At 62.0% G+C, this 19753-nt stretch carries 20 protein-coding genes; 11 read left to right on the forward strand and 9 right to left on the reverse strand.

Features of this window, described 5'->3' with window-relative positions; genetic code table 11:
- From N8A98_RS03550 to N8A98_RS03585, 8 genes are all read left to right on the forward strand, one after another.
- On the forward strand, positions 1 to 915 hold the full coding sequence (locus N8A98_RS03550; RefSeq protein ID WP_262169212.1) for an ABC transporter permease: 915 nt from the start codon (positions 1 to 3) through the stop codon (positions 913 to 915).
- Positions 908 to 1756 carry an ABC transporter ATP-binding protein gene (locus tag N8A98_RS03555; RefSeq protein WP_262169213.1) on the forward strand — a complete coding sequence of 283 codons (849 nt, stop codon included), beginning with the start codon at positions 908 to 910 and terminating at the stop codon, positions 1754 to 1756. The genes N8A98_RS03550 and N8A98_RS03555 overlap by 8 nt, the downstream gene beginning before the upstream one ends.
- Positions 1757 to 1771: 15 nt before the next feature.
- A complete protein-coding gene (locus tag N8A98_RS03560; protein ID WP_262171868.1) occupies positions 1772 to 2542 on the forward strand; it encodes an ABC transporter ATP-binding protein in 771 nt (256 codons plus the stop codon).
- Between the two features lie 57 nt (positions 2543 to 2599).
- The gene (locus N8A98_RS03565) at positions 2600 to 3787 is read left to right on the forward strand and encodes a galactarate dehydratase (protein ID WP_262169215.1); all 1188 of its coding nucleotides are present in this window, start codon (positions 2600 to 2602) and stop codon (positions 3785 to 3787) included.
- Between the two features lie 141 nt (positions 3788 to 3928).
- A complete protein-coding gene (locus N8A98_RS03570) occupies positions 3929 to 4357 on the forward strand; it encodes an Rrf2 family transcriptional regulator (protein ID WP_262169216.1) in 429 nt (142 codons plus the stop codon).
- Positions 4358 to 4446: 89 nt separating this feature from the next.
- Positions 4447 to 5445, forward strand: a complete 999-nt coding sequence (locus N8A98_RS03575; RefSeq protein WP_262169219.1) for an ABC transporter ATP-binding protein — start codon at positions 4447 to 4449, stop codon at positions 5443 to 5445.
- A gap of 2 nt (positions 5446 to 5447) precedes the next feature.
- Complete coding sequence (locus N8A98_RS03580; protein WP_262169221.1) at positions 5448 to 6251, forward strand: ABC transporter permease; 804 nt, start codon at positions 5448 to 5450, stop codon at positions 6249 to 6251.
- 4 nt (positions 6252 to 6255) lie between these two features.
- Complete coding sequence (locus N8A98_RS03585; RefSeq protein WP_262169223.1) at positions 6256 to 7056, forward strand: ABC transporter permease; 801 nt, start codon at positions 6256 to 6258, stop codon at positions 7054 to 7056.
- Here the strand turns inward: N8A98_RS03585 and kduI are convergent, their stop codons facing one another.
- The 5 genes from kduI to N8A98_RS03610 form a co-directional block, all read right to left on the reverse strand.
- The gene (gene kduI, locus N8A98_RS03590) at positions 7057 to 7899 is read right to left on the reverse strand and encodes a 5-dehydro-4-deoxy-D-glucuronate isomerase (protein WP_262169226.1); all 843 of its coding nucleotides are present in this window, start codon (positions 7897 to 7899) and stop codon (positions 7057 to 7059) included.
- Between the two features lie 2 nt (positions 7900 to 7901).
- A complete protein-coding gene (locus N8A98_RS03595; protein ID WP_262169227.1) occupies positions 7902 to 8651 on the reverse strand; it encodes a FadR/GntR family transcriptional regulator in 750 nt (249 codons plus the stop codon).
- Between the two features lie 2 nt (positions 8652 to 8653).
- Positions 8654 to 9937 (reverse strand): TRAP transporter large permease, encoded by a 1284-nt coding sequence (locus N8A98_RS03600; RefSeq protein ID WP_262169228.1) that lies wholly within the window; start codon positions 9935 to 9937, stop codon positions 8654 to 8656.
- Positions 9938 to 9942: 5 nt separating this feature from the next.
- On the reverse strand, positions 9943 to 10470 hold the full coding sequence (locus tag N8A98_RS03605; RefSeq protein WP_262169229.1) for a TRAP transporter small permease: 528 nt from the start codon (positions 10468 to 10470) through the stop codon (positions 9943 to 9945).
- Between the two features lie 195 nt (positions 10471 to 10665).
- Positions 10666 to 11646 carry a TRAP transporter substrate-binding protein gene (locus tag N8A98_RS03610; RefSeq protein ID WP_113122622.1) on the reverse strand — a complete coding sequence of 327 codons (981 nt, stop codon included), beginning with the start codon at positions 11644 to 11646 and terminating at the stop codon, positions 10666 to 10668.
- Between the two features lie 268 nt (positions 11647 to 11914).
- On the opposite strand from N8A98_RS03610, the gene N8A98_RS03615 reads away from it, so the two are divergent.
- Both N8A98_RS03615 and N8A98_RS03620 read left to right on the forward strand, forming a co-directional pair.
- Positions 11915 to 12310, forward strand: a complete 396-nt coding sequence (locus N8A98_RS03615) for a (R)-mandelonitrile lyase (protein ID WP_262169233.1) — start codon at positions 11915 to 11917, stop codon at positions 12308 to 12310.
- Positions 12311 to 12350: 40 nt separating this feature from the next.
- On the forward strand, positions 12351 to 13331 hold the full coding sequence (locus N8A98_RS03620; RefSeq protein ID WP_262169234.1) for an aldo/keto reductase: 981 nt from the start codon (positions 12351 to 12353) through the stop codon (positions 13329 to 13331).
- A gap of 6 nt (positions 13332 to 13337) precedes the next feature.
- Here the strand turns inward: N8A98_RS03620 and N8A98_RS03625 are convergent, their stop codons facing one another.
- Genes N8A98_RS03625 through N8A98_RS03635 form a run of 3 tightly spaced genes read right to left on the reverse strand, consistent with a single transcriptional unit; the run spans position 13338 to position 16395 of the window.
- Complete coding sequence (locus N8A98_RS03625) at positions 13338 to 14354, reverse strand: FecCD family ABC transporter permease (RefSeq protein ID WP_262169236.1); 1017 nt, start codon at positions 14352 to 14354, stop codon at positions 13338 to 13340.
- Positions 14355 to 14356: 2 nt separating this feature from the next.
- Positions 14357 to 15400, reverse strand: a complete 1044-nt coding sequence (locus N8A98_RS03630; RefSeq protein ID WP_262169237.1) for a FecCD family ABC transporter permease — start codon at positions 15398 to 15400, stop codon at positions 14357 to 14359.
- The gene (locus N8A98_RS03635) at positions 15397 to 16395 is read right to left on the reverse strand and encodes an iron-siderophore ABC transporter substrate-binding protein (RefSeq protein ID WP_262169238.1); all 999 of its coding nucleotides are present in this window, start codon (positions 16393 to 16395) and stop codon (positions 15397 to 15399) included. Before N8A98_RS03635 ends, N8A98_RS03630 begins: the two co-directional genes overlap by 4 nt.
- Before the next feature lie 237 nt (positions 16396 to 16632).
- Between N8A98_RS03635 and N8A98_RS03640 the strand changes: the two genes are divergently transcribed.
- The gene (locus tag N8A98_RS03640; RefSeq protein ID WP_390888798.1) at positions 16633 to 18741 is read left to right on the forward strand and encodes a TonB-dependent siderophore receptor; all 2109 of its coding nucleotides are present in this window, start codon (positions 16633 to 16635) and stop codon (positions 18739 to 18741) included.
- A gap of 46 nt (positions 18742 to 18787) precedes the next feature.
- On the opposite strand, the gene N8A98_RS03645 is transcribed toward N8A98_RS03640, so the two are convergent.
- Positions 18788 to 19678 carry a helix-turn-helix domain-containing protein gene (locus N8A98_RS03645; RefSeq protein ID WP_262169239.1) on the reverse strand — a complete coding sequence of 297 codons (891 nt, stop codon included), beginning with the start codon at positions 19676 to 19678 and terminating at the stop codon, positions 18788 to 18790.
- Positions 19679 to 19753: the final 75 nt, after the last annotated feature.

Genomic DNA, 19753 nt, shown 5'->3' on the forward strand with positions numbered 1-19753 from the left:
ATGAGCATGACGCACAAATCCCAAGGCCTGCGGGACTGGCTCCTCAACGAAGATTTCAGCTCGCCGGCCCAGGCGCGAGCCCATCAGGCCTATGTCACCTGGCTGCGCTTCAGCGCCAATCCGCTGGCTTTGGGCGGCTTGGTCTTCGTAATCCTGTTGTCGCTGGCGGCATGGCTTGCGCCCTTTGTGGCAACGCATGATCCCCTGCAACAGGATCTGGCGCGGGCGCTCTTGCCGCCATCCGGGCAGAATTGGTTCGGCACGGATGAACTCGGGCGCGATGTCTATTCGCGGTTGGTCTGGGGCGCCCGGACGACGCTCTATATCGCCATTCTCGTCACCGTGATCGTGGGCCCGATCGGCTTCGTCATCGGGGCGGCCGCCGGCTATGTCGGCGGCTGGGCCGACACGGTATTGATGCGCATCACCGACATTTTTCTGGCCTTCCCCAGCCTAGTGCTGGCGTTGGCCTTCTCGGCAGCACTGGGGCCGGGCATTGAAAACGCTGTGATCGCGATTGCGCTCACCGTGTGGCCGCCGGTTGCCAGGCTGGTGCGCGCCGAAACGCTGACCTTCCGCAAGGCGGATTTCGTGGTCGCCGCCGAGCTGCAGGGCGCGGGCGTCTTGCGCATCATGTTCCGCTACATCGTGCCGCTTTGCGCCCCTTCGGTGGTCATCCGGCTGACGCTGAACATGGCTTCGATCATCCTGACGGCTGCCGGCCTGGGCTTCCTCGGCCTCGGCGCGCAGCCGCCCTCCCCCGAATGGGGTGCCATGGCCGCACAGGGCCGCCAATATCTGCTCGATGCCTGGTGGCTGACCGCCATTCCCGGCATGGCCATCCTGCTTGTCAGCCTGGCTTTCAACCTGCTCGGCGATGGCCTGCGTGACATTCTGGATCCCAAACATGCCTGATCAAGCCACGCCCCTGCTGTCGGTCCGCAATCTCACCGTCACCTTCCCGTCGCTGCATGCCAGTGCGCCAGCGGTGCGCGGCGTCAATTTCGATGTCGGTCGGGAAAAGGTCGGCATCATCGGGGAATCCGGTTCGGGCAAGAGCACGACGGGCCGCGCGCTGATGCGCCTCCTGCCGAAGGCGACCCGTATCACTGCGGACCGCCTGCAGTTCCGCGGCGAGGAAATCCTGCCGCTCAGCGACCGGCGCATGCGCGAAATCCGCGGGCACAGCATGGCGATGATCCTGCAGGACCCCAAATATTCGCTCAACCCGGTGATGACCGTGGGCGAACAGATCGCCGAAACCGCGATCCTGCATGAGAAACTGTCGCGGCGTGCAGCGCGCGAGCGCACGCTGGAAATGCTGGAAAAAGTGCATATCCGCGAACCCGAGCGCGTCATGGGACTTTACCCCCACGAAGTCTCTGGCGGCATGGGACAACGCATCATGATCTCGATGATGCTGATCACCAGACCGGCGCTGATCATTGCGGACGAGCCGACTTCGGCGCTCGACGTCTCCGTCCGCCAGCAAGTGCTGGCCATTCTCGACGAATTGGTCAGTGCCAATAATATGGGCCTGCTGTTCATCTCGCATGACCTCAATCTGGTGCGCAGCTTCTGCGATCGTGTGCTGATCATGTTCGGGGGCCGCATTGTCGAGGAATTGCCAGCCAGCCAGCTTGAACAGGCGTCCCACCCCTATACGCGCGGCCTGCTTGAGGCCCTGCCAAGCCTGCTGCACCCCAAGGACCGGCTGGCCGTGCTGCGCCGCGATCCCGCCTGGGCGGAGGGTTAGATCGTGACCGATGCCATGATCGCCATCGAAAACCTCACCATCTCGTTCGGACGCGGCTCGAAAACCAGCCATGTGGTGCGCGGCATCGACATGGCTGTGAACAAGGGCGAGTGTTTTGGCCTGGTCGGGGAATCCGGCTGCGGCAAATCCACGTTGCTGGGGGCAATTGCCGGCCGCGTGAAGAACTGGCAAGGCGCCATCAGCATTGCCGGCGAACAGGTGCGCCCCGAGAAGCGGAGCCATGCGCAATTGCGCCGCCAGCAGATGGTGTTCCAGGACCCGTTCGGTTCACTGCATCCGCGTCACACGATCGGCCGCATTCTGCTCGAACCGCTGGTCATGCACGGTATCGGGGACCGCGACGCTCGGGTGGAAAAGGCACTGGAGCAGGTCAGCCTGCCCACGCGCTTTCGGTTCCGCTATCCGCACCAATTGTCGGGCGGGCAGCGCCAGCGCGTCGCCATTGCCCGGGCGCTTATTCTCGAGCCGGAAATCCTACTGCTCGACGAGCCGACTTCGGCGCTCGATGTGTCAATCCAGGCGGAAATCCTCAACCTGCTCAAGGACCTGCGGGAACGCGCCGGCCTCACCTATGTGCTGGTCAGCCACGATATGGCAGTCGTCGCCCACCTTTGCGACCGCATCGCGGTGATGAAGGACGGGCAATTGGTGGAAATTTCGACCCGGCAGGCCATGATCGATAACGAGGTACAACATCCCTATACGCGCATGCTGCGCGAGGGGAGCCTGGGTTACCGGCCGCAGGGCGCTGCGATCACCGCATAACAGATGACGAATTTCTGGCCGCGCCCTTGCAGCCCGGCCCACTACAAGGAGACTGCCATGAAAATCGACCGCATGCGGGTATTCGTGACCCGGGACAAGGACCGGCCGCGCGTTATCGTGGCGCTGGACACCGATGACGGCCTGACCGGCTGGGGCGAATGCTACAATCACGGTCCCGACCTCGCGCTGCCCCCCATCCTCGACTATCTCTACAATTTCCTGGCCGGGCAGGATCCGTCGCGGGTCGACTATCTGGTCAATTACATGATCCAGCAATGCCGCTTCCCGCCGGGCGCGCTTGGGCTGGCGGCTATTTCCGGGCTCGATCATTGCCTATGGGACCTGGCGGCCAAGGCGCGCGGCGTGCCGGTCTACAAGATGCTGGGCGGGGAAGTGCGTGACCGCATCAAGGTTTATGCCGGCGTCTATACCGCACCTGACGTGCCCGCCGCCAAAGAGGAACTCGACCGCCTCAACACGGAATGGGGCTTTACCGCTTTCAAGCTCAGCCCGTGGCGCCTCGAGCTCAATAGCCATCGCTGGGGCGAAGTGGTGCGCACCTCGGCCGAATATTTCCGCCAGGTGCGCGAAGCGGTCGATCCCACCTACGAAATCGCCTTCGACGCCCATGCCAAGATTTTTGACGTCAAATCCGCGCGCCAGCTCGGTAATGCCTTGGCGCCTTACGATCCCCTGTTCTACGAAGAGCCGCTCCGCCCCGAAAATATCGAGCTCTATGGTGATCTCAACCAGGGCCTGAACTGCACCCTGGCGACGGGGGAATCCCTCTATAACCGCAACGAATTCCTGCGCCTGCTGCAGGTCAAGGGCGCCGATCTCATCCAGCCCGACATTTGCGTGGTCGGCGGCATCTCCGAAATGCGGCGCATTGCAACCTTGGCGGAGGCTCATTTCGTGGGCGTCGCGCCGCATAATCCGATGGGCCCGTTGGCCACCGCGGTCAATGTGCACTTCGCAGCCGCCCAGCAGAATTTCAGGATCCTGGAATACCGCCTGCCCGTCGGCCAGTGCTATGTCTATGGCGGCACGGAAGTGGAAAGCCGCGAGGATGCCACCCGCTATGTGGTCGACCCTTATCTTCCCAAGGATGGCTATCTGGAACTGCGCCCGGATCGTCCGGGCTGGGGCGTCGAAATGGATGAAAAGGCCATGGAAGAGGACAGCTATGTGCATTGGCAGCGCCGCGTGCCCAAGCGTCCGGACGGCTCCTACGCCTTCGCCTGATCAAAGACGTGAGAGGCCCGGATGGCCTCTCACCCCTCCCGCGAGGAGCGGTTGAGGTAGCGGTCAGCATTGGTGTCTGGTTTTAAAACCATGTAACATCCCATGCACCAAGACTTCGACGAATAGCGAGATTGCTCCTTCATGCGACAAGACAGCCGCCTGTCCCGGGTGCTGCATGCGCTCCTCCATTTGCATGGCATGGAGGCTCCGGCAACCTCGGACCTGCTCGCGAGCATGCTTGGAACGAACGCGTCCGTCGTGCGCCGGACCATGGCGGGCCTGCGTTCGGCGGGCATCGTTGCCGCGACCAAGGGGCATGGCGGCGGCTGGTCGCTGGCGCGTCCGCTGGACCGGATTTCGCTGCTGGAAATCTACCAGGCGCTGGGCTCACCCGAATTGTTCGCCATCGGCAATGATGAGGACGAACCTACTTGCCTGCTGGCCCGCGCCGCGAACGCTGCGACGAACAGGGCGCTGACCGAGGCTCGCCAGCAGTTCGAGCTCTCCCTCAAGGCCGTCTCGGTCGCCGACCTCACCGCTGACTGGCGGCCGGAAATGGCCAGGCACTAGCTATTGTTCCCAGCGCCAGAATCGCGCACCGATTACCTCCCCGGCACTCAACCCATAGAAGGTGAGGCCGGGAGACATTGGGGGTGACGATGACGGCGATTATTGCCGCGAGCGGCGTCAGCAAGACATTCCATCAGCCCAAACGCTTTTCCGGGCTGGGCGGAGCGCTCAAGGGCCTGTTCAACCGCGAGTATACCGAAATCCACGCGGTCGCCGATATCAGCTTCACAATCGCGGCCGGTGAGGCGGTGGGCTATCTCGGGCCCAATGGCGCCGGCAAGTCGACGATGATCAAGATGATGACCGGTATTCTCGTGCCAAGCGGCGGCACATTGAGCGTACTCGGCCGCGCGCCGCACAACCATCGCATGATCAATGCCGCAGAGATCGGCGTGGTCTTCGGCCAGCGCAGCCAGCTCTGGTGGGATTTGCCGGTGCGCGACAGTTTCGAGGTCAACCGGCATATCTACGACATTCCGGCGGCCCGCTACGCCGACAACCTCGCCTATCTCAGCGACATGCTGGCCATGGGTGGGTATCTCGATCGCCCGGTGCGCCAGCTTAGCCTGGGCCAGCGCATGCGCGCCGAGATCGCCATGGCGCTGTTGCACGATCCCAAGATCCTGTTCCTCGACGAGCCCACAATCGGGCTGGATGTGGTTGCCAAGGATGCGGTGCGCAAATTCCTGTCCAAGCTCAATCGCGAGCGCGGCACCACCATTATCCTCACCACCCATGACCTGCAGGATATCGAGGAAATCTGCCCCCGCCTCATCATGGTCGATGAAGGCAAGCTGCTGTTCGACGGCGAGGTGACACGGCTGCGCGCCGCACTCGGTTCGCGCCGGCGGCTGACGCTGACCTTCGGCACCGATCCCGGAGCGATTACCCTGGCCGGGGCACAACTGGTCAGCGACGAAGGCGCCGCCAAGCATTTCCTGCTCGACAGTGAAGAGATCTCCATCCTCAATGTGCTGACCGAGCTCGGCTCGGGCTATGACCTCAGCGACGTGGCGCTCGAAGAGCCCGACATCGAGGAGGTGATCCGCACCTTTTACCAGAACAAGTCCAAATTGGCCGGGGCGTAGCCATGAGGGCGAGCGCCTATCCCGCTTTCACCGCCAATGCTTTCCAGGCGCGGCTGGCCTATCGCAACCAGGTCTGGGCCGGCATGTTCGGCGAACTGGTCTTCATCGTCGCGCGCATCGCCATCTGGGCATCGGTGTTCGGCGCAGTCGGTACTGCCAGTGTCGATGGCGTGACCCTGCCGCAGATGATCACCTATGCCCTGTTGGCCGGACCGGTGCTGTATTGGGATTATTCCCGGCTGCTCAAGGATGTCGGCACCGCTGTCAAATCGGGTGACGTCGCGGTCTACCTGCTCAAGCCGCTGCATTATCCCGGCTATCTGCTGGCCAGCCATTTCGGCAACTTCCTGTTCGACCTTATCGCGATCACCCTGCCGGTTGCGGTCGTTGTCGGCTTTACGACGGGTCTCGTTGCTCCGGCCAGCCTGTTCCATGGCTTGGCTTTCCTGCCATTCTGGGCGCTGTCCTTCATGATGCTGTTTGTGCTCACCACCCTGTTGGGGTTGGCCGCCTTCTGGCTGATGACCACCGACTCGCTGGATTGGTTCTTCAACAGCATCATGACCCTGTTGTCAGGCGGGCTGGTGCCGCTCTGGTTCTTCCCCGGCTGGCTGGCAGCCATTGCCGGCCACCTGCCCTTTGCCTGGGTCTCGTACTATCCAGCGGCCGTCTATATCGGGAAGTTGGGCGTGGTGGAGACACTGCTCTATTTCGGCATCGGCCTTATCTGGTTTGCCGCGCTCCTGCTGTGCCTGATCTGGCTATGGGGCCGGGCGCGGCACCGCCTCATCGTGCAGGGAGGGTGATGTCATGACGCGCCTTCGCGTGATCATTCCAGCTCTCGTGCGGACCTTCATCAAGAGCAAAACCGAATATCCGGGTGCCATGATACTGGGCTGGCTGTCCCAGTTCGCAGCTTATGGCTCCATGTACACCGCCATCTCCCTCATACTGGCTCGCTTCGGCGCGCTGGGCGGCTGGATTTGGCCGGAAATGGCCCTGCTCCTGTCCTTCCATCTCCTCGCCTACTCGCTTGGCGCCTCGCTCAGCTTCGTGCAGTTCCGGGAGATGGAGGAAAAGGTGCGCATGGGCACTATGGACGCCATTCTGGTCAAGCCAATTGGCGTCTGGACCTATATCGTTTTTTCCGGCCTTAACATTGGCTATGCTGGCCATATCGTGCTGGCCGTCGGGCTGATGGGCTGGGCGCTTACCCAGGTCGATATTGCCTGGACGCCACTGGCCCTATTGTTATTTCTCGGGTGCCTCTTCAGCGCGGCCATGATCGTGGCTGCCGTGATGACCATGATCGGCGCCACGGCGCTGATCTGGGTCAAATCCAACCATCTCTACCAGATTTTCTTCGGCTTCTGGGAATTGGCCCGCTACCCCCTCACCATCTTCCCACTACCGCTGCAAGTGCTGATGCTGAGCGTGGCTCCCCTGGGCTTCATGAGTTATGTCCCGGTCGCGGTTTTCCTGGGCAAGGACGTGGCCTTGCTCGGCGCCTGGGCCGGCCCGGCGGCGCTGTTGGCCGGGCCGCTTGCTGCTGGTCTTGCCATGCTCCATTGGCGTTATTGCCTGCGCAATTATCAGGGTGCCGGTGGCTGATTACCGGAGCTCGTCCATCTCGATTTTTTCGACGTCGGTATAGTCGACATTGTCGCCGGCCATGGCCCAGATGAACGTATAGGCACCGGTGCCAGCGCCAGAATGGATCGACCAGGGTGGCGACAGCACGGCCTGTTCATTGCGAACGATCAGATGGCGGGTTTCGGTGGGCTCGCCCATCAGATGCACGACGAAGGCATCGGGCTTGAGATCAAAATAGAGATAGGCCTCCATGCGCCGGTCATGCACGTGGGCGGGCATGGTGTTCCAGACCGAGCCGGGCGCGAAACTGGTCAGGCCCACCACCAATTGGCAGGTCTTGACGCTGTCGGCGTTGACGAACTGGAAGATGGAACGCTCGTTGGCAGTTTCCTGGCTGCCCAGATCGAGCCGCTTGGCATCGCTCTGTCGGATCAGCTTGGCCGGATGGCTCGCATGCGCCGGCGCGCTCAGCAGATAAAACTTGGCTGGTGCGCCGGCATCGGCCGAAGCAAAACTCACCTCGGCGGCACCCATGCCGATATAGAGCATGTCGCGCGGACCCACCTGATGGTCCGTGCCATCTACCGCAATCGTGCCGGCCCCACCGATATTGACGGCAATCAGCTCCCGTCGGTCGAGGAAGCCGGCCGTTCCTGTCGGCTTGATCGTCTCCAGCGGCAACGCCTTGCCGCCTGGCATGGCCCCGCCCACCGCCATGCGGTCATAGTGGGTATAGGTCCAGTTGATCCCGCCCAGGGTGAACAATTCCTCGATCAGGAAATGCTCGCGCAGCTCATCGGTATTCATGGTTCCGGCGGTTACCGGGTCGATGGCAAAGCGGATGTCAAAATCGGTGGTCATGGTCAGTCCTGTTTGGTCGTGGATTGTTGACGGAGCCGCTGGCGATAGCGTTCCTGGCTCAGCGACAGATGTTGTCGCATTGCCTCGCGTGCCGCCCCGGCGTCTTGCGCCGAGATAGCCCGAAGAATGGCGAGGTGCTCGCGCTGCAGCCCGGCCTGGTATTCATAGGTCAGCACGGTCTCGGTGCCCCATGGCGAAGCCACGTCGCAGGGAATGGTTCGGCTTCCCAGCCCGTCGAGGACCTCTATATAGAACGGATTGTTGGTTGCTTCGGCGATGGTCCGGTGAAAGGCGAAATCGGTCTTGCCGGTGGGAATACCCAGCTTCAGCAATCGGCCGAACTCGTTCCAGGCCTCCTGGATTGCCGCCTCCTGGCTGGCACTGCGCCGCAGGGCGGCAAGTCCGGCCGCTTCGATTTCGATGCCCATGCGCACTTCGAGCACATTGATGGCCACCGAGATCTTGTTGGATTTGTCCGCCCCGATCGCGTTGAACGGCGTCACCGCATTGGCGACCACAAACACCCCAGCGCCCTGCCGCGATTGCACCAGCCCATCGGCCGCCAGAGCCGCAATGGCCTCGCGCACCACGGTCCGGCTGACGCCAAATATGGTGGTCATCTGGTTCTCCGTCGGCAGCTTGCCGCCGGCATCGTATTCGCCCGTGCTGATGCGCTTGCGCAGTGTGTCGATCACCAGATCCGCCAGCTTGGGCCGGCGCGCCGCGACAGCATCACTCCCCGAAAGGCTCATCGCTATCCCCTGAACAAGGCCGGCAGCCACAGCGACAGCGCCGGAATATAGGTCACCAGCCCCAATACGATGATTCCGGCCAGGTAGAATGGCCAGATGCTCTTCATCGCCTCCATTACGGTGATCTTACCCACCGCGGCAGCGACGAACTGCACCGGCCCGAGCGGGGGCGTATTCAGCCCGATGCCCAGATTGAGGATCATGATCACCCCGAAATGCACCGGATCGACGCCGAACGCTTTGACCATGGGAAGGAAGATGGGCGTGGTGATGATGATCAGCGGCCCCATATCCATGAAGGTGCCGAGCAGCAGCAGCACGACATTGATCATCAGCAGCACCAGCAGCGGATCGGACGAGATTGTCGCCATTCCCGCCGTGAGGATCGTCGCCACTTTGAGATAGGCCATGAGCCAGGCGAAGGAGGCGGCTGCGCCGATGATGAACAGCACCATGGCCGTGGTGCGCACCGCGCCCAGCACCGAATGGACGAACTCGCTCCAGTTGAGCGAGCGATAGACCACCAGCGTTACCAGCAGGGCATAAAGCACTGCAATGCAAGAGCTTTCCGTCGCGGTGAAAATGCCCGAGCGCACGCCGCCGAAGATGATGACGATCAGCATCAGCCCGGGAATGGAGACGAGGAAGAAATAGCCCGCCTTGCGCAGACCGGGAAAGGGCTCGGTCGGATAGCCCCGTTTGACCGCCACCAAATAGGCTGTAACGCTCAATACCGCGGCTAGCAGTAGGCCCGGAATGATGCCCGCCGTGAACAGGTCCGCGATGGAAATATTGCCGCCGCCCGAGAGCGAATAGATGATCATGTTGTGGCTGGGCGGCAGCAAAAGGGCGATTAATGCTGCCATGGAGGTAACGTTGACCGCGTAATCGGCGCCATAACCACGCGCTTTCATCTGCGGGATCATGATGCCGCCCACAGCGGCGGCTTCCGCCACGGCCGAGCCGGAAATGCCGCCGAACAATGTCGAGGCCGCGATATTGACCTGCCCCAGCCCGCCGCGCACATGCCCGATAATGGAGCCGGCAAACGAGATGATCCGCGCCGCGATGCCGCCGCGCATCATCAGGTCGCCGGCGAAAATGAAGAAGGGGATGGCCAGGAGGCTAAAGGCCGAGACGCCCGAATTGAGCTGCTGGAACACCACGATGGCCGGCCGTCCGAGATAGACGATAGTGGCGAAGCTCGCGATGCCCAGGCAATAGGCGATCGGGGTGCCGATCACCATCAGCCCCGTGAATACGCCGAAGAGAATCCAATATTCCATAAGGGTCAGGCCTCGGTGATCGTCGGATCGACCGGGATGTCGTCGACCGGCTCACCGGCTAGGCGCAGCAGGATGCGCTCGGCCGCGAACAGGCACATCAGCGCGCCCGAGATCACAATGGGGAAATAGGTGAAGGCGGTGGGCAGGCCGAGCACCGGGATACGGGTCGACCAGTAGCGCATAGCCAGTTCGCCACCGTAAAAAACCATGCCGGAGGCAAAGCAGAACACGGCGATATCGCTGATGGCCCGCAGCCACGGCTTGGCGCCCGGCGGCAGCACATAGAGCAGCACGTCGAACCCCATATGGAAATTCTCACGTACGCCCACCGCGGCGCCGAGAAAGATGAACCAGGTCATGATCATGATCGATCCCGCCTCGGTCCAGGCCGGCGACTGGTTGATCACGAAGCGCATGAACACCTGATAGGCGACGATGGCGGTCATGGAAACGAGGCCGACGCCGGCAATCCAGAGCATGGCGTTTGAGAGCTGCCCCAGCACGCGGCTGGTCGGCATAAGCCAGGATTTCATCTTCAGTCTCCAGCATTGACGCTGATGCTCGCGGGCCTCGATCAGTTCCCTCCCCCTTGATGGGAGGGCCAGGGTGGGGGTGTTGCGCCCGCCCTGCGCTCGCGGCTAATGGCACCTCGGCACCCCACCCCGGCCCTCCCCTCAAGGGGGAGGGAGCCCATCCTGGCGGCCCAAGATTGGTGCAGACCTTGCCAGCTAGCCCTCAGTTGCCTGAATACGGGCGACCAGGTCCTGCAGCTTGGGATCGGTCACGTATTTTTCGTAGACCGGCTTCATCGCTTCGATGAAGGGAGCCTTGTCGACTTCATTGATCACCGCGCCCAGCGCTTCCACCTTGGCCTTGGATTCCACCTCCTTGGCGGCCCACAACTCACGCTGCTTGGCGACCGATTCTTTGGCAGCTTCGCGGAACAGCGCCTGGTCTTCCGGTGTCAGCCCATCCCAGACGATCTTGGAGATGACCAGCACTTCGGGCACCATCAGGTGCTCGTCGAGCGAGTAATATTTGGCCACTTCGGCGTGACCGGCAGTGTCATAGCTGGGGTAATTGTTCTCGGCCCCGTCGATGACGCCGGTCTGGATGCCCGAATAGACTTCGCCATAGGGCATGGGCGTGGCATTGCCGCCAAAGGCCGCGACCATATCAACGAAAATGTCGGACTGCATGACGCGCATCTTCATGCCCGCCATGTCGGCCGGCGTGTTGATCGGCTTTTCGCTATTGTAGAACGAGCGGGCGCCGCCATCGTAAAAGGCCAGCGCCACCACATCCACTGCATCGAATGCGGCCAGGATTTCTTCGCCAATCGGACCGTCGAGCACGGCATGAAAATGGTCGGCGGACCGGAAGATATAGGGCAGTTGCGTCACTGTCGCTTCGGGCACCTGGGTGCCGAAGGCGCCGATAGAGATACGGTTGAGATCGATCACGCCGAACTGGGTTTGTTCGATCGTGTCCTTTTCCTCGCCGAGCTGGGCGGAGTGGAACACTTCGACCGAATAGCGGCCGCCGGTCTTTTCGCTCAGCAACTCGCCGAAATGCTTGACCGCTTCGACCGTCGGATAGCCGTCCGGATGGGTATCGGACGAGCGCAGCACCGTCTGGGCGCTAGCGGTCGAGACCATCAGGGTTGCAGCGACGAGCGCCGTCGCCGCCAGTTTAGGCAGTTGAAACATGGTATCCTCCCTCATGCATGTCCGCGCCGACCTCGTCCTCCACGACAAGCCGACGCCCCTCCTAGATGGCCAGCGCCAAGCGCTCGGGACTGCGGAGGAAACTGTCAAGAATGCGCCGCCGAAGTCAACATACAAAGTCTCTCCACTTGTATGATGAATTGCGACAGCTAAGCCGGTCCATGAATGCCATTCATAGGATCAACAAAAATAACCCTACTAATCAGGACATGAAGCGGCCCTATCTTTGTAGCCAACACGAGGAACTCTGATGAAAATTCAACGCGCAGGCTCGCAACCGTCCGCCAAAGGACCCAGCGACTGGTTTACCGGCACGGTCAGGATCGACCCGCTTTACGGAGTTGAAGCTCCCAGCGACATGGCGGCCAACATAGTGACCTTTGAGCCCGGAGCACGCACGGCCTGGCATATCCATCCGCTCGGGCAGACGCTCATCATTCTAAGCGGGCGGGGTCTCGTGCAAAAAGACGGTGGGCCCATCGAAACCATGTTGCCCGGCGATGTGGTGCGATTTGCGCCCAATGAGAAGCACTGGCATGGCGCCAGCCCCGACACTGCCATGAGCCACATCGCCATCCAGGAAGAACTCGACGGCAAGGTCGTGGAATGGATGGAACAGGTCAGCGACGAACAATATAGCCGCTGATTTTTCGGCCGGTTATTCCAAAAGCGTGAGGAGAAACGACATGAAACAACGACAACTTGGGTCCAGCGGCCTGCAGGTTTCCGCCATCGGACTTGGCTGCATGGGCATCAGCCAATCCTATGGCATACCGCTGGAACCGGCCGAGGGCGTAAAGGTCATTCGGGGCGCCTTCGAGCGTGGGATCACTTTCTTCGATACCGCCCAGGTCTATGGCCCCTACGCCAATGAGGAAGTGGTCGGCGAAGCCTTGCAGCCGATCCGCGACCAGGTGGTGGTCGCCACCAAATTCGGCTTCAACATTCCCCAGGGCGGCGGCATGGACAGCCGGCCTGAGCTTATCCGCGCCACGGTTGAGGATTCGCTGAAGCGCCTGCGGACGGACTATATCGACCTGCTCTATCAGCACCGCGTCGATCCGAATGTGCCGATGGAGGATGTCGCCGGCACGGTCAAGGAACTGATCGCTGAGGGCAAGGTGAAGTATTTCGGCCTGTCCGAAGCCGGCGTCGCCAATATCCGCCGCGCCCATGCCGTGCAGCCGGTTTCGGCCTTGCAGAGCGAATATTCGCTGTGGTGGCGCGAGCCGGAGGAGCAAATCATCCCGGTGCTGCACGAACTCGGCATCGGTTTTGTGCCGTTCAGTCCCCTCGGCAAGGGCTTCCTTACCGGCACGATCGATGCCGGCACCAGCTTTACGCAAAACGACTTCCGCAATTCGGTGCCGCGTTTCAGCGAGGAAAACCGCGCGGCCAATCAGGCTGTCATCGATACTCTCGCTGGTATCGCCAAGGAAAAGCAGGTGACGCCGGCCCAGCTCGCGCTCGCCTGGGTGCTGGCGCAAAGCCCCAGCTTCGTGCCCATTCCGGGCACGACCAAGCTACATCGCCTTGATGAAAATATCGGTGCGGCGGCGGTCGAACTGTCGGCGGAGGATCTTGCCACGATAGAGCGGGCCTTTGCCGGCATCGCGGTTCAGGGCGAACGCTACCCACCCCAGCAACAGGCGCGGATTGATCGATAGGTAAGCTCAGGCTCCGCTCCCTGCCCGGTTGGCGCGCACGATCAGATAAATGAGATAGGGCGCGCCCAAGGCTCCGGTCACCACGCCGACCGGGTAACGCGTCGGCAGCAGGAACTGGCCGGCATAATCGCCCGCCAGCACCAGCATCCCGCCAACCAGCGCGGCGGGGATCAGCAGCGAGCCGCGCGGCCCCACGATGCGGGCGGCGATCGGGCCGGAGAGGAAGGCGACGAAGGCGATCGGTCCGGTTATCGCTGTAGCCGTCGCAATCATGCCGACCGCAGCGATGATCACAATGACCCGCGTGCGGCCAACCCGAACGCCCAAAGCGGCGGCCGTGTCGTCGCCCAGCCGCAGCAATTCCAGTTCGCGGGTCCGACTGAGCAGCAAGCCGCCGAACACTATCAGCGCGGCAAGAAGCGGTAACGCCTGGCCGAGCTGGGCGCCATTGAGGCTCCCGGTCAGCCAGCGCTGCGCTTCCTGCAAGTTCCAGTCCGGCGCCTGGGACAGGATATAGGTAATCATGCTTTCCAGCATGGCCGAAATGCCGATGCCGATCAGGATCAGCCTTGTTCCGCCCGCGCCTTTGCGAAAGGCCAGAGCATAGACCAGCAGCGCGATGGCGAGGCCGGCGATGACCGCGAACAGCGACACCATTGGCCCGTTCAGCGACAGCACGACAATGGCGAAGACGGCGGCGGCGCTGGCCCCTGAGCTGATGCCGATAATGTCCGGACTGGCCAGCGGATTGCGCAGCATGATCTGGAAAGCGACGCCCCCCAAACCAAAACTGAGCCCGGCAAGGACCGCAAGCACAGCTCGCGGCAAGCGCAGTTGTCCCACAGTGAAGCTGGCGCCGCCCACCTGCTCGCCCAGCAGCACGCGAATGACGTCGCTAGGCGGGGTGAAGGATTGACCCAGCGACAGGGTCAGCGCGAAGAGCACCGCCACCAGGGCCAGCAGAATGGTGGTTACGAGCCCATAGTAGCGCAACTGGCGAGCGCGCGTGGCGGTCAACGGCATTGTCACAGTTCGCGGATCCGCTGCTGCATCACCACCCAGACGAAGAAGGGCGCGCCGATAAAGGCCGTGACGATGCCGACATCAAGCTCGGCGGGCCGGGCGATGATGCGCCCGGCAATGTCGGCAGCCAGCAGCAGGGAGGCGCCGCCCAGTGTGGAAAACGGCAATAGCCAGCGATAATCCGGCCCGACCAGCAGGCGGCAGAGATGCGGTACGACGAGGCCCAGAAAGCCGATGGGTCCGCACACTGCGGTCGTGGCTCCGCAGAGCAGAATCGCGCCAAGCGCAGCCACGGCGCGGGCCAGGGCTACCCGCTCGCCCAGCCCGGCCGCCAGGTCGTCGCCCAGGGCCAGCGAGTTCAGGCGGCGGGCCGAAAGCAGGCCGATAGCGAGGCCCACCGCCAGGAACGGCATGACCGGCAGAATGCGCTCGAAGGTGGCCCCGCCTACCCCGCCAATCTGCCAGGACCGGATGCCGCCAGCAATGTCGTTGCGCGGCAGCACCAAGGCGGTGACCAGTGACGAAAAGGCAATCGAGGTGGCGACGCCGGCCAGCGCCAGCTTGAGCGGCGTTGCGCCGCCGCGCCCCATTGATCCGATAGTGTAGACAAAGGCCGCCGTCAGCCCGGCGCCGGCAATCGCAGTCCAGATATAGGCATCGGCCGAGCTGATATTGAACCAGGCCACGCCGATGACGACCGCAAGCGAAGCGCCGGTATTGACCCCCAATATGCCCGGATCGGCGAGTGGATTGCGCGTCACGCCCTGCATGACGGCACCCGCAAGCCCGAGTGCCGATCCGGCCAGCACGGCCAGCAATGTTCGGGGAATGCGCAGCGCGACCGCCGCTTGGCCGATCGTGTCCTGCCCGCCAGCCAGCGCCGCGGCAATGTCGGCCCAGCCCACGTCACGCGAACCGATGGTGACCGACAGAGCGCCAAGGCCGCCGAGGAGCACCACCAGCGCCATGAGCCATAGACTGCGCAAGCCATTGGACCGCCCGGCGATGGATCGCCGGACAGTAGGATGCAGGCTGGGTGCCGTCATTGGGATTTCTTGGCCGCCTCCGCAAGCAGGGTCAGATAGTCGTCGAGCACCCACGAGATCGACAGCGGGGTGGGATTGGCTGCCGTGCCGAGCGGGTTGCCGCCCAGAATGACCAATGCGCCATTCGCCACGGCCGGCATTCTGGCCAGCAGCGGGTTGGCCTTGAGTGCGTCCAGCAGTTGCTGGTCACCATAGGTCACGATGATGTCGACATCGTCGAAAGTGTCGATCCGTTCCGCGCTGACCGACCCCGAATACTTGCCCGGCGCGGTAGCCTCGACAACGCTTTGCGGCGAGGCCATGCCCAGATCGGCGAAGAATTTCACGCGTGTGTCATTGGTGGTGTAGAAATTGATGGCGCTGAGATCCGACGCATTGAGATGGGTGGCGAACAGCGCCGCCTTGTCCTTGAGTTGGGGATGTCCGGCGACCGCAGTGGCGATTTCGGCCTCGATGCTTGCGATCAGCGCTTCGCCTTCAGCGGACAGGCCCAGCCCCGCACTATTGAGGCGGATCATGCCGCGCCAATCGGTGGACCACGACGCATCGGGAAAGGCAATGACCGGCGCGATCTGGCTCAGCGTGTCGTAGTCGCCCTGGCTGAGCCCGGAATAGGCGGCCAGGATCACGTCCGGCTCGGTGGCCGCGACCGCCTCGAAATCGATGCCATCGCCTTCGTCGAACAGCACGGGCGTGTCAGCGCCGAGTTCGGCCAGCTTTTCGGCGACCCAAGGCAACAAGCCGTCGCCGTCGTCGTCACCGAAATTGGCGCGGGCGAAGCCGACCGGCACGATGCCCAAAGCCAGGGGTACTTCGTGATTGGCCCAAGCCACCGTCGCCACCCGCTCCGGCTTTTCAGTGATGATCGTCGTGCCCAAGGCATGCTCGATGGTGATTGGAAAAGCCGGACCGTCCTGTGCCGAGACGGAAGCGAGGGTGAGGATCGACAGGCATGCCGCGATCAATGGTGCGGAAAAGCCAAACAGCCGCAGCATGAGGCAAAGTCTCCTGATATCAAAGTAGACCTTCACTTTCAGGTTTAGATCGGCGCCGTCAACCGCAATGCTTACCCCCCGATGAACAAACGCAAATCTCCCATGGTTTCGTACAAAACCGCCGGATTTTACAATACCAGACAAATACGCTCAGGTTACTAGCACAGGCCGGCCCACCGCGCCGAACAGGGTGGCGACACGGTCGCTGCTGTAGCCACACCAATTCTGGAATTGAAGATGACCATCAGGGATGCCAGCCGAGCCCGCTATCGAAACGCGATGCTTTTGGGATGCACCGCGCTTGTGAGCATGGCGCCCACCATTGCATTTGCCCAAGAGGCCGATGATCCGGCCACGGTGACGGTGCTGCCGACCCTGGTGGTCAATGTGAGTGGCGTGGGTACCGACGATGATCGCAATTCGATCGTGGCGACGACCACGACCAGCGGCGGCAAGATCGCAGCGCCGCTGCTGGACACGCCCGCCTCGGTTTCGGTAATCACCGCCAAGGAAGTCCAGCAGCGTGACGCGCAGACGACCGAAGAAGTGCTGCAATATACCGCCGGCGTCAGCACCGATTTCTATGGCTCGGACGACCGTTTCGATTTCTTCAAAATCCGCGGGTTCGATGCCTACACCTATCGCGATGGGCTGGTGATTGGCGCCCCCTTCGGCGGTGTTCGCGAGGAACCCTATGCCTTCGAGCGCATCGAAGTGCTCAAGGGCGCCAATTCAACGACGTTCGGCGTTTCCGACCCCGGCGGCGCGGTCAATTACGTCACCAAGACGCCCAAGAATGAAAAGTTCGGGGAGGCTTATATTTCCGGCGGGGCGTTCGGCACGGCCGAGATCGGGGCCGATTTCGGCGACAACATCACCGTGGACGAGACGCTGTCCTATCGCCTTACCGGCAAGGTGCGGGTGGGGAACGGCGAATACGATTATTCGCGCGACGAGACGCAATTTGTCATGGGCGGCCTGACCTGGCGCCCGACCGACGCGACCACCCTCACCGTCGTCTACGATCATTTGAGCAAGGAAGGCGTGCCCGGCAGCGGCGGCCATCCCGTGGGCAGCGATTTCGACCGCGACGTCTTTTTCGGCGAGCCGGACTACAATTTCCGCGGCGTCGATCGGGATACGCTCAGCGTGATGCTCAGCCACGATGTCGGGTACGGCCTGAGCTTCAGCTCCAATGCCCGCTACAGCAATACCGCCAGCGACTTCGGTTATGCCTATATTTCGGCCACGCCCACCGATGGCTCGACCCTGGCCAGCCGTGCCTTTTTTGGCAACGAATCCACCCGCGAAAACTTCGTCATCGACGGCCGCGTTCAATATGAGGCCAGCTGGGGCATGGTGGACAGCACTACGCTGGTCGGCCTCGAGCACAATTCGAGCTACGCCACCAACAAGACCTATTGGGGCCCGGCGCCCAGCATCGATTGGCTGAACCCGGTCTATACCGGCGCACCAGGATCGGTGCCGCTGATCGGCAGCACGACCAATGATCAAAAGACCAATGCCGCTTATGTGCAGCAGGACCTGACCTTTGACCGCCTGACCGCAACCATCGGGTTGCGCAATGACTGGATGGATGTCGACCAGACCGATAACCTGACCGGCGCGTTGACCGCGGCCGAATTCAGCGAATTCACCAAGCGCGGTGCACTGACCTATAAGCTCACCGACGAGCTTGCGGCTTATGTGAGCTATGCCGAGTCCGCTGTTCCCGCATCGCTGTCGGTCGAGCCCGAGCGCGGCGAGCAGTGGGAAGCCGGTATCAAATACCAGCCCGATGCGTTCCCTGCCCTGTTCAGTGCCGCGGTCTACGACCTGACCAAGAGCAATATGACACGCACCAATCCTGCGACCCTGATGCAGGAGACCATTGGCGAGGTGCGGGTGCGCGGCATTGATCTGGAAGCCAAGGCGGAGGTGATGGAAAACCTGAGCCTCACCGTCGCCTATTCCTACATGCTGTCCGACATTGTCGAGAATGGTACCGGCGGCAATGAGGGCAACGAATTGTCCTTCGTGCCCAACCACATCGCTTCGCTGTGGGTGGATTATACCCTGCCCAGCAATGGCGTGATCGGCGACATGACCTTCGGGCTCGGCGCACGCTATTCCGGCTCGTATTTCTTCAACGACACCAATACCCAATCGGCCGGCAGCAGCATCGTGTTCGACGCCGCCTTCAACTACAAGGTGCAGGACAACACCACGCTGCAGCTCAATGTCAGCAATATCTTTGACGAAAAGCACGTGGCCTATGGCGGATTCGGCGCCGATTTCTACAATCCCGGCCGCACCGTGACCGCGACCTTGCGCCAGACCTGGTGAGTGCTCGTCCCACCCGCGATTCACCGCGGGTGGGACAATATTCGGCCTAACGTGCTTGAAGGCGACGCCAGGCTGCCGGGGTTCCCCCCGCAACATGGCGGAACACCTTGGTCAGGTGCGCCTGATCGGAAAAGTCGAGTTGAGCTGCGATATTGGCCACGCTCAGATCGCTTTCCATCAGCAGCTTCTTGGCAAGCTCGATGCGCTTTTCCAATTGCCATTGCAGCGGGGTCTTTCCCGTCGTCTGCTTGAATACCGTGCTGAACCAGCTTTCGGACAGGCCGACCGCGCCCGCCATCTCGGCCACGCTCAACCGGCCATTGCCGCGTGTATTAAGACGCACCATCAACTTGTTCATCTGGCCCTGGGTCAGGCGGCCCTCGCTCGTCTCGTTGCGCTCGGCCGGAATGTCGAGCAGGCTGGCGACGATGCTGTTGGCCAGGCTTTCCGCATAGATTGCAGGCCGCGAGGGCTGCGAGATTTCATCGACCAGCAACTTGGCCAGGGCCTCGATGGCTTCGACATCTTCGATTTCCACCGGGCTACGCAACGCCGCCAGCGCCGCAGACCTGCCCAGCGAAGGCGCGAGGAACCGCAGCAAACGATCCTTATGCATGTGCAGATTGAGATGCGTCACCCGATGGGTGGCCCCGATATTGGTCCACATGGGAACGCCGGCGGGAATAAAAATCGCCCGTGTCATCGGCCGGTATTGCTGGGAAAAATCGCCACTCTGGTTGGAAATCCGGACACTGTCGGACACATCATTGAAGAAAATCATGATGCGCGGATCGTCTGCCAAATAGTAACCGCGCGCGCCCGACTGGCAGTCGGCCTCCCAGAATGCGCCCATTAACCCATCAAGACAGCGCCACTTGACCGGCGCGACCACATTGATCCCCTCGGTGTGCCAGGTCATGGAAGGCCAGAAGTGCAAGGTTGGATTGATCCTATTGAATTTAGAGGGCCCGCGAAGCCGCTGCAGCCAGCGGACGTCCAGCTATAATAGGAG

This window comes from Devosia neptuniae (assembly GCF_025452235.1).
Taxonomy (GTDB): Bacteria; Pseudomonadota; Alphaproteobacteria; order Rhizobiales; family Devosiaceae; genus Devosia.

Coding starts and splice junctions, on each gene's coding strand:
- N8A98_RS03550 (WP_262169212.1), top strand. CDS start 1: ATGAGCATGACGCACAAATCCCAAGGCCTGCGGGACTGGCTCCTCAAC.
- N8A98_RS03555 (WP_262169213.1), top strand. CDS start 908: ATGCCTGATCAAGCCACGCCCCTGCTGTCGGTCCGCAATCTCACCGTC.
- N8A98_RS03560 (WP_262171868.1), top strand. CDS start 1,772: ATGATCGCCATCGAAAACCTCACCATCTCGTTCGGACGCGGCTCGAAA.
- N8A98_RS03565 (WP_262169215.1), top strand. CDS start 2,600: ATGAAAATCGACCGCATGCGGGTATTCGTGACCCGGGACAAGGACCGG.
- N8A98_RS03570 (WP_262169216.1), top strand. CDS start 3,929: ATGCGACAAGACAGCCGCCTGTCCCGGGTGCTGCATGCGCTCCTCCAT.
- N8A98_RS03575 (WP_262169219.1), top strand. CDS start 4,447: ATGACGGCGATTATTGCCGCGAGCGGCGTCAGCAAGACATTCCATCAG.
- N8A98_RS03580 (WP_262169221.1), top strand. CDS start 5,448: ATGAGGGCGAGCGCCTATCCCGCTTTCACCGCCAATGCTTTCCAGGCG.
- N8A98_RS03585 (WP_262169223.1), top strand. CDS start 6,256: ATGACGCGCCTTCGCGTGATCATTCCAGCTCTCGTGCGGACCTTCATC.
- kduI (WP_262169226.1), bottom strand. CDS start 7,899: ATGACCACCGATTTTGACATCCGCTTTGCCATCGACCCGGTAACCGCC.
- N8A98_RS03595 (WP_262169227.1), bottom strand. CDS start 8,651: ATGAGCCTTTCGGGGAGTGATGCTGTCGCGGCGCGCCGGCCCAAGCTG.
- N8A98_RS03600 (WP_262169228.1), bottom strand. CDS start 9,937: ATGGAATATTGGATTCTCTTCGGCGTATTCACGGGGCTGATGGTGATC.
- N8A98_RS03605 (WP_262169229.1), bottom strand. CDS start 10,470: ATGAAATCCTGGCTTATGCCGACCAGCCGCGTGCTGGGGCAGCTCTCA.
- N8A98_RS03610 (WP_113122622.1), bottom strand. CDS start 11,646: ATGTTTCAACTGCCTAAACTGGCGGCGACGGCGCTCGTCGCTGCAACC.
- N8A98_RS03615 (WP_262169233.1), top strand. CDS start 11,915: ATGAAAATTCAACGCGCAGGCTCGCAACCGTCCGCCAAAGGACCCAGC.
- N8A98_RS03620 (WP_262169234.1), top strand. CDS start 12,351: ATGAAACAACGACAACTTGGGTCCAGCGGCCTGCAGGTTTCCGCCATC.
- N8A98_RS03625 (WP_262169236.1), bottom strand. CDS start 14,354: ATGCCGTTGACCGCCACGCGCGCTCGCCAGTTGCGCTACTATGGGCTC.
- N8A98_RS03630 (WP_262169237.1), bottom strand. CDS start 15,400: ATGACGGCACCCAGCCTGCATCCTACTGTCCGGCGATCCATCGCCGGG.
- N8A98_RS03635 (WP_262169238.1), bottom strand. CDS start 16,395: ATGCTGCGGCTGTTTGGCTTTTCCGCACCATTGATCGCGGCATGCCTG.
- N8A98_RS03640 (WP_390888798.1), top strand. CDS start 16,633: ATGACCATCAGGGATGCCAGCCGAGCCCGCTATCGAAACGCGATGCTT.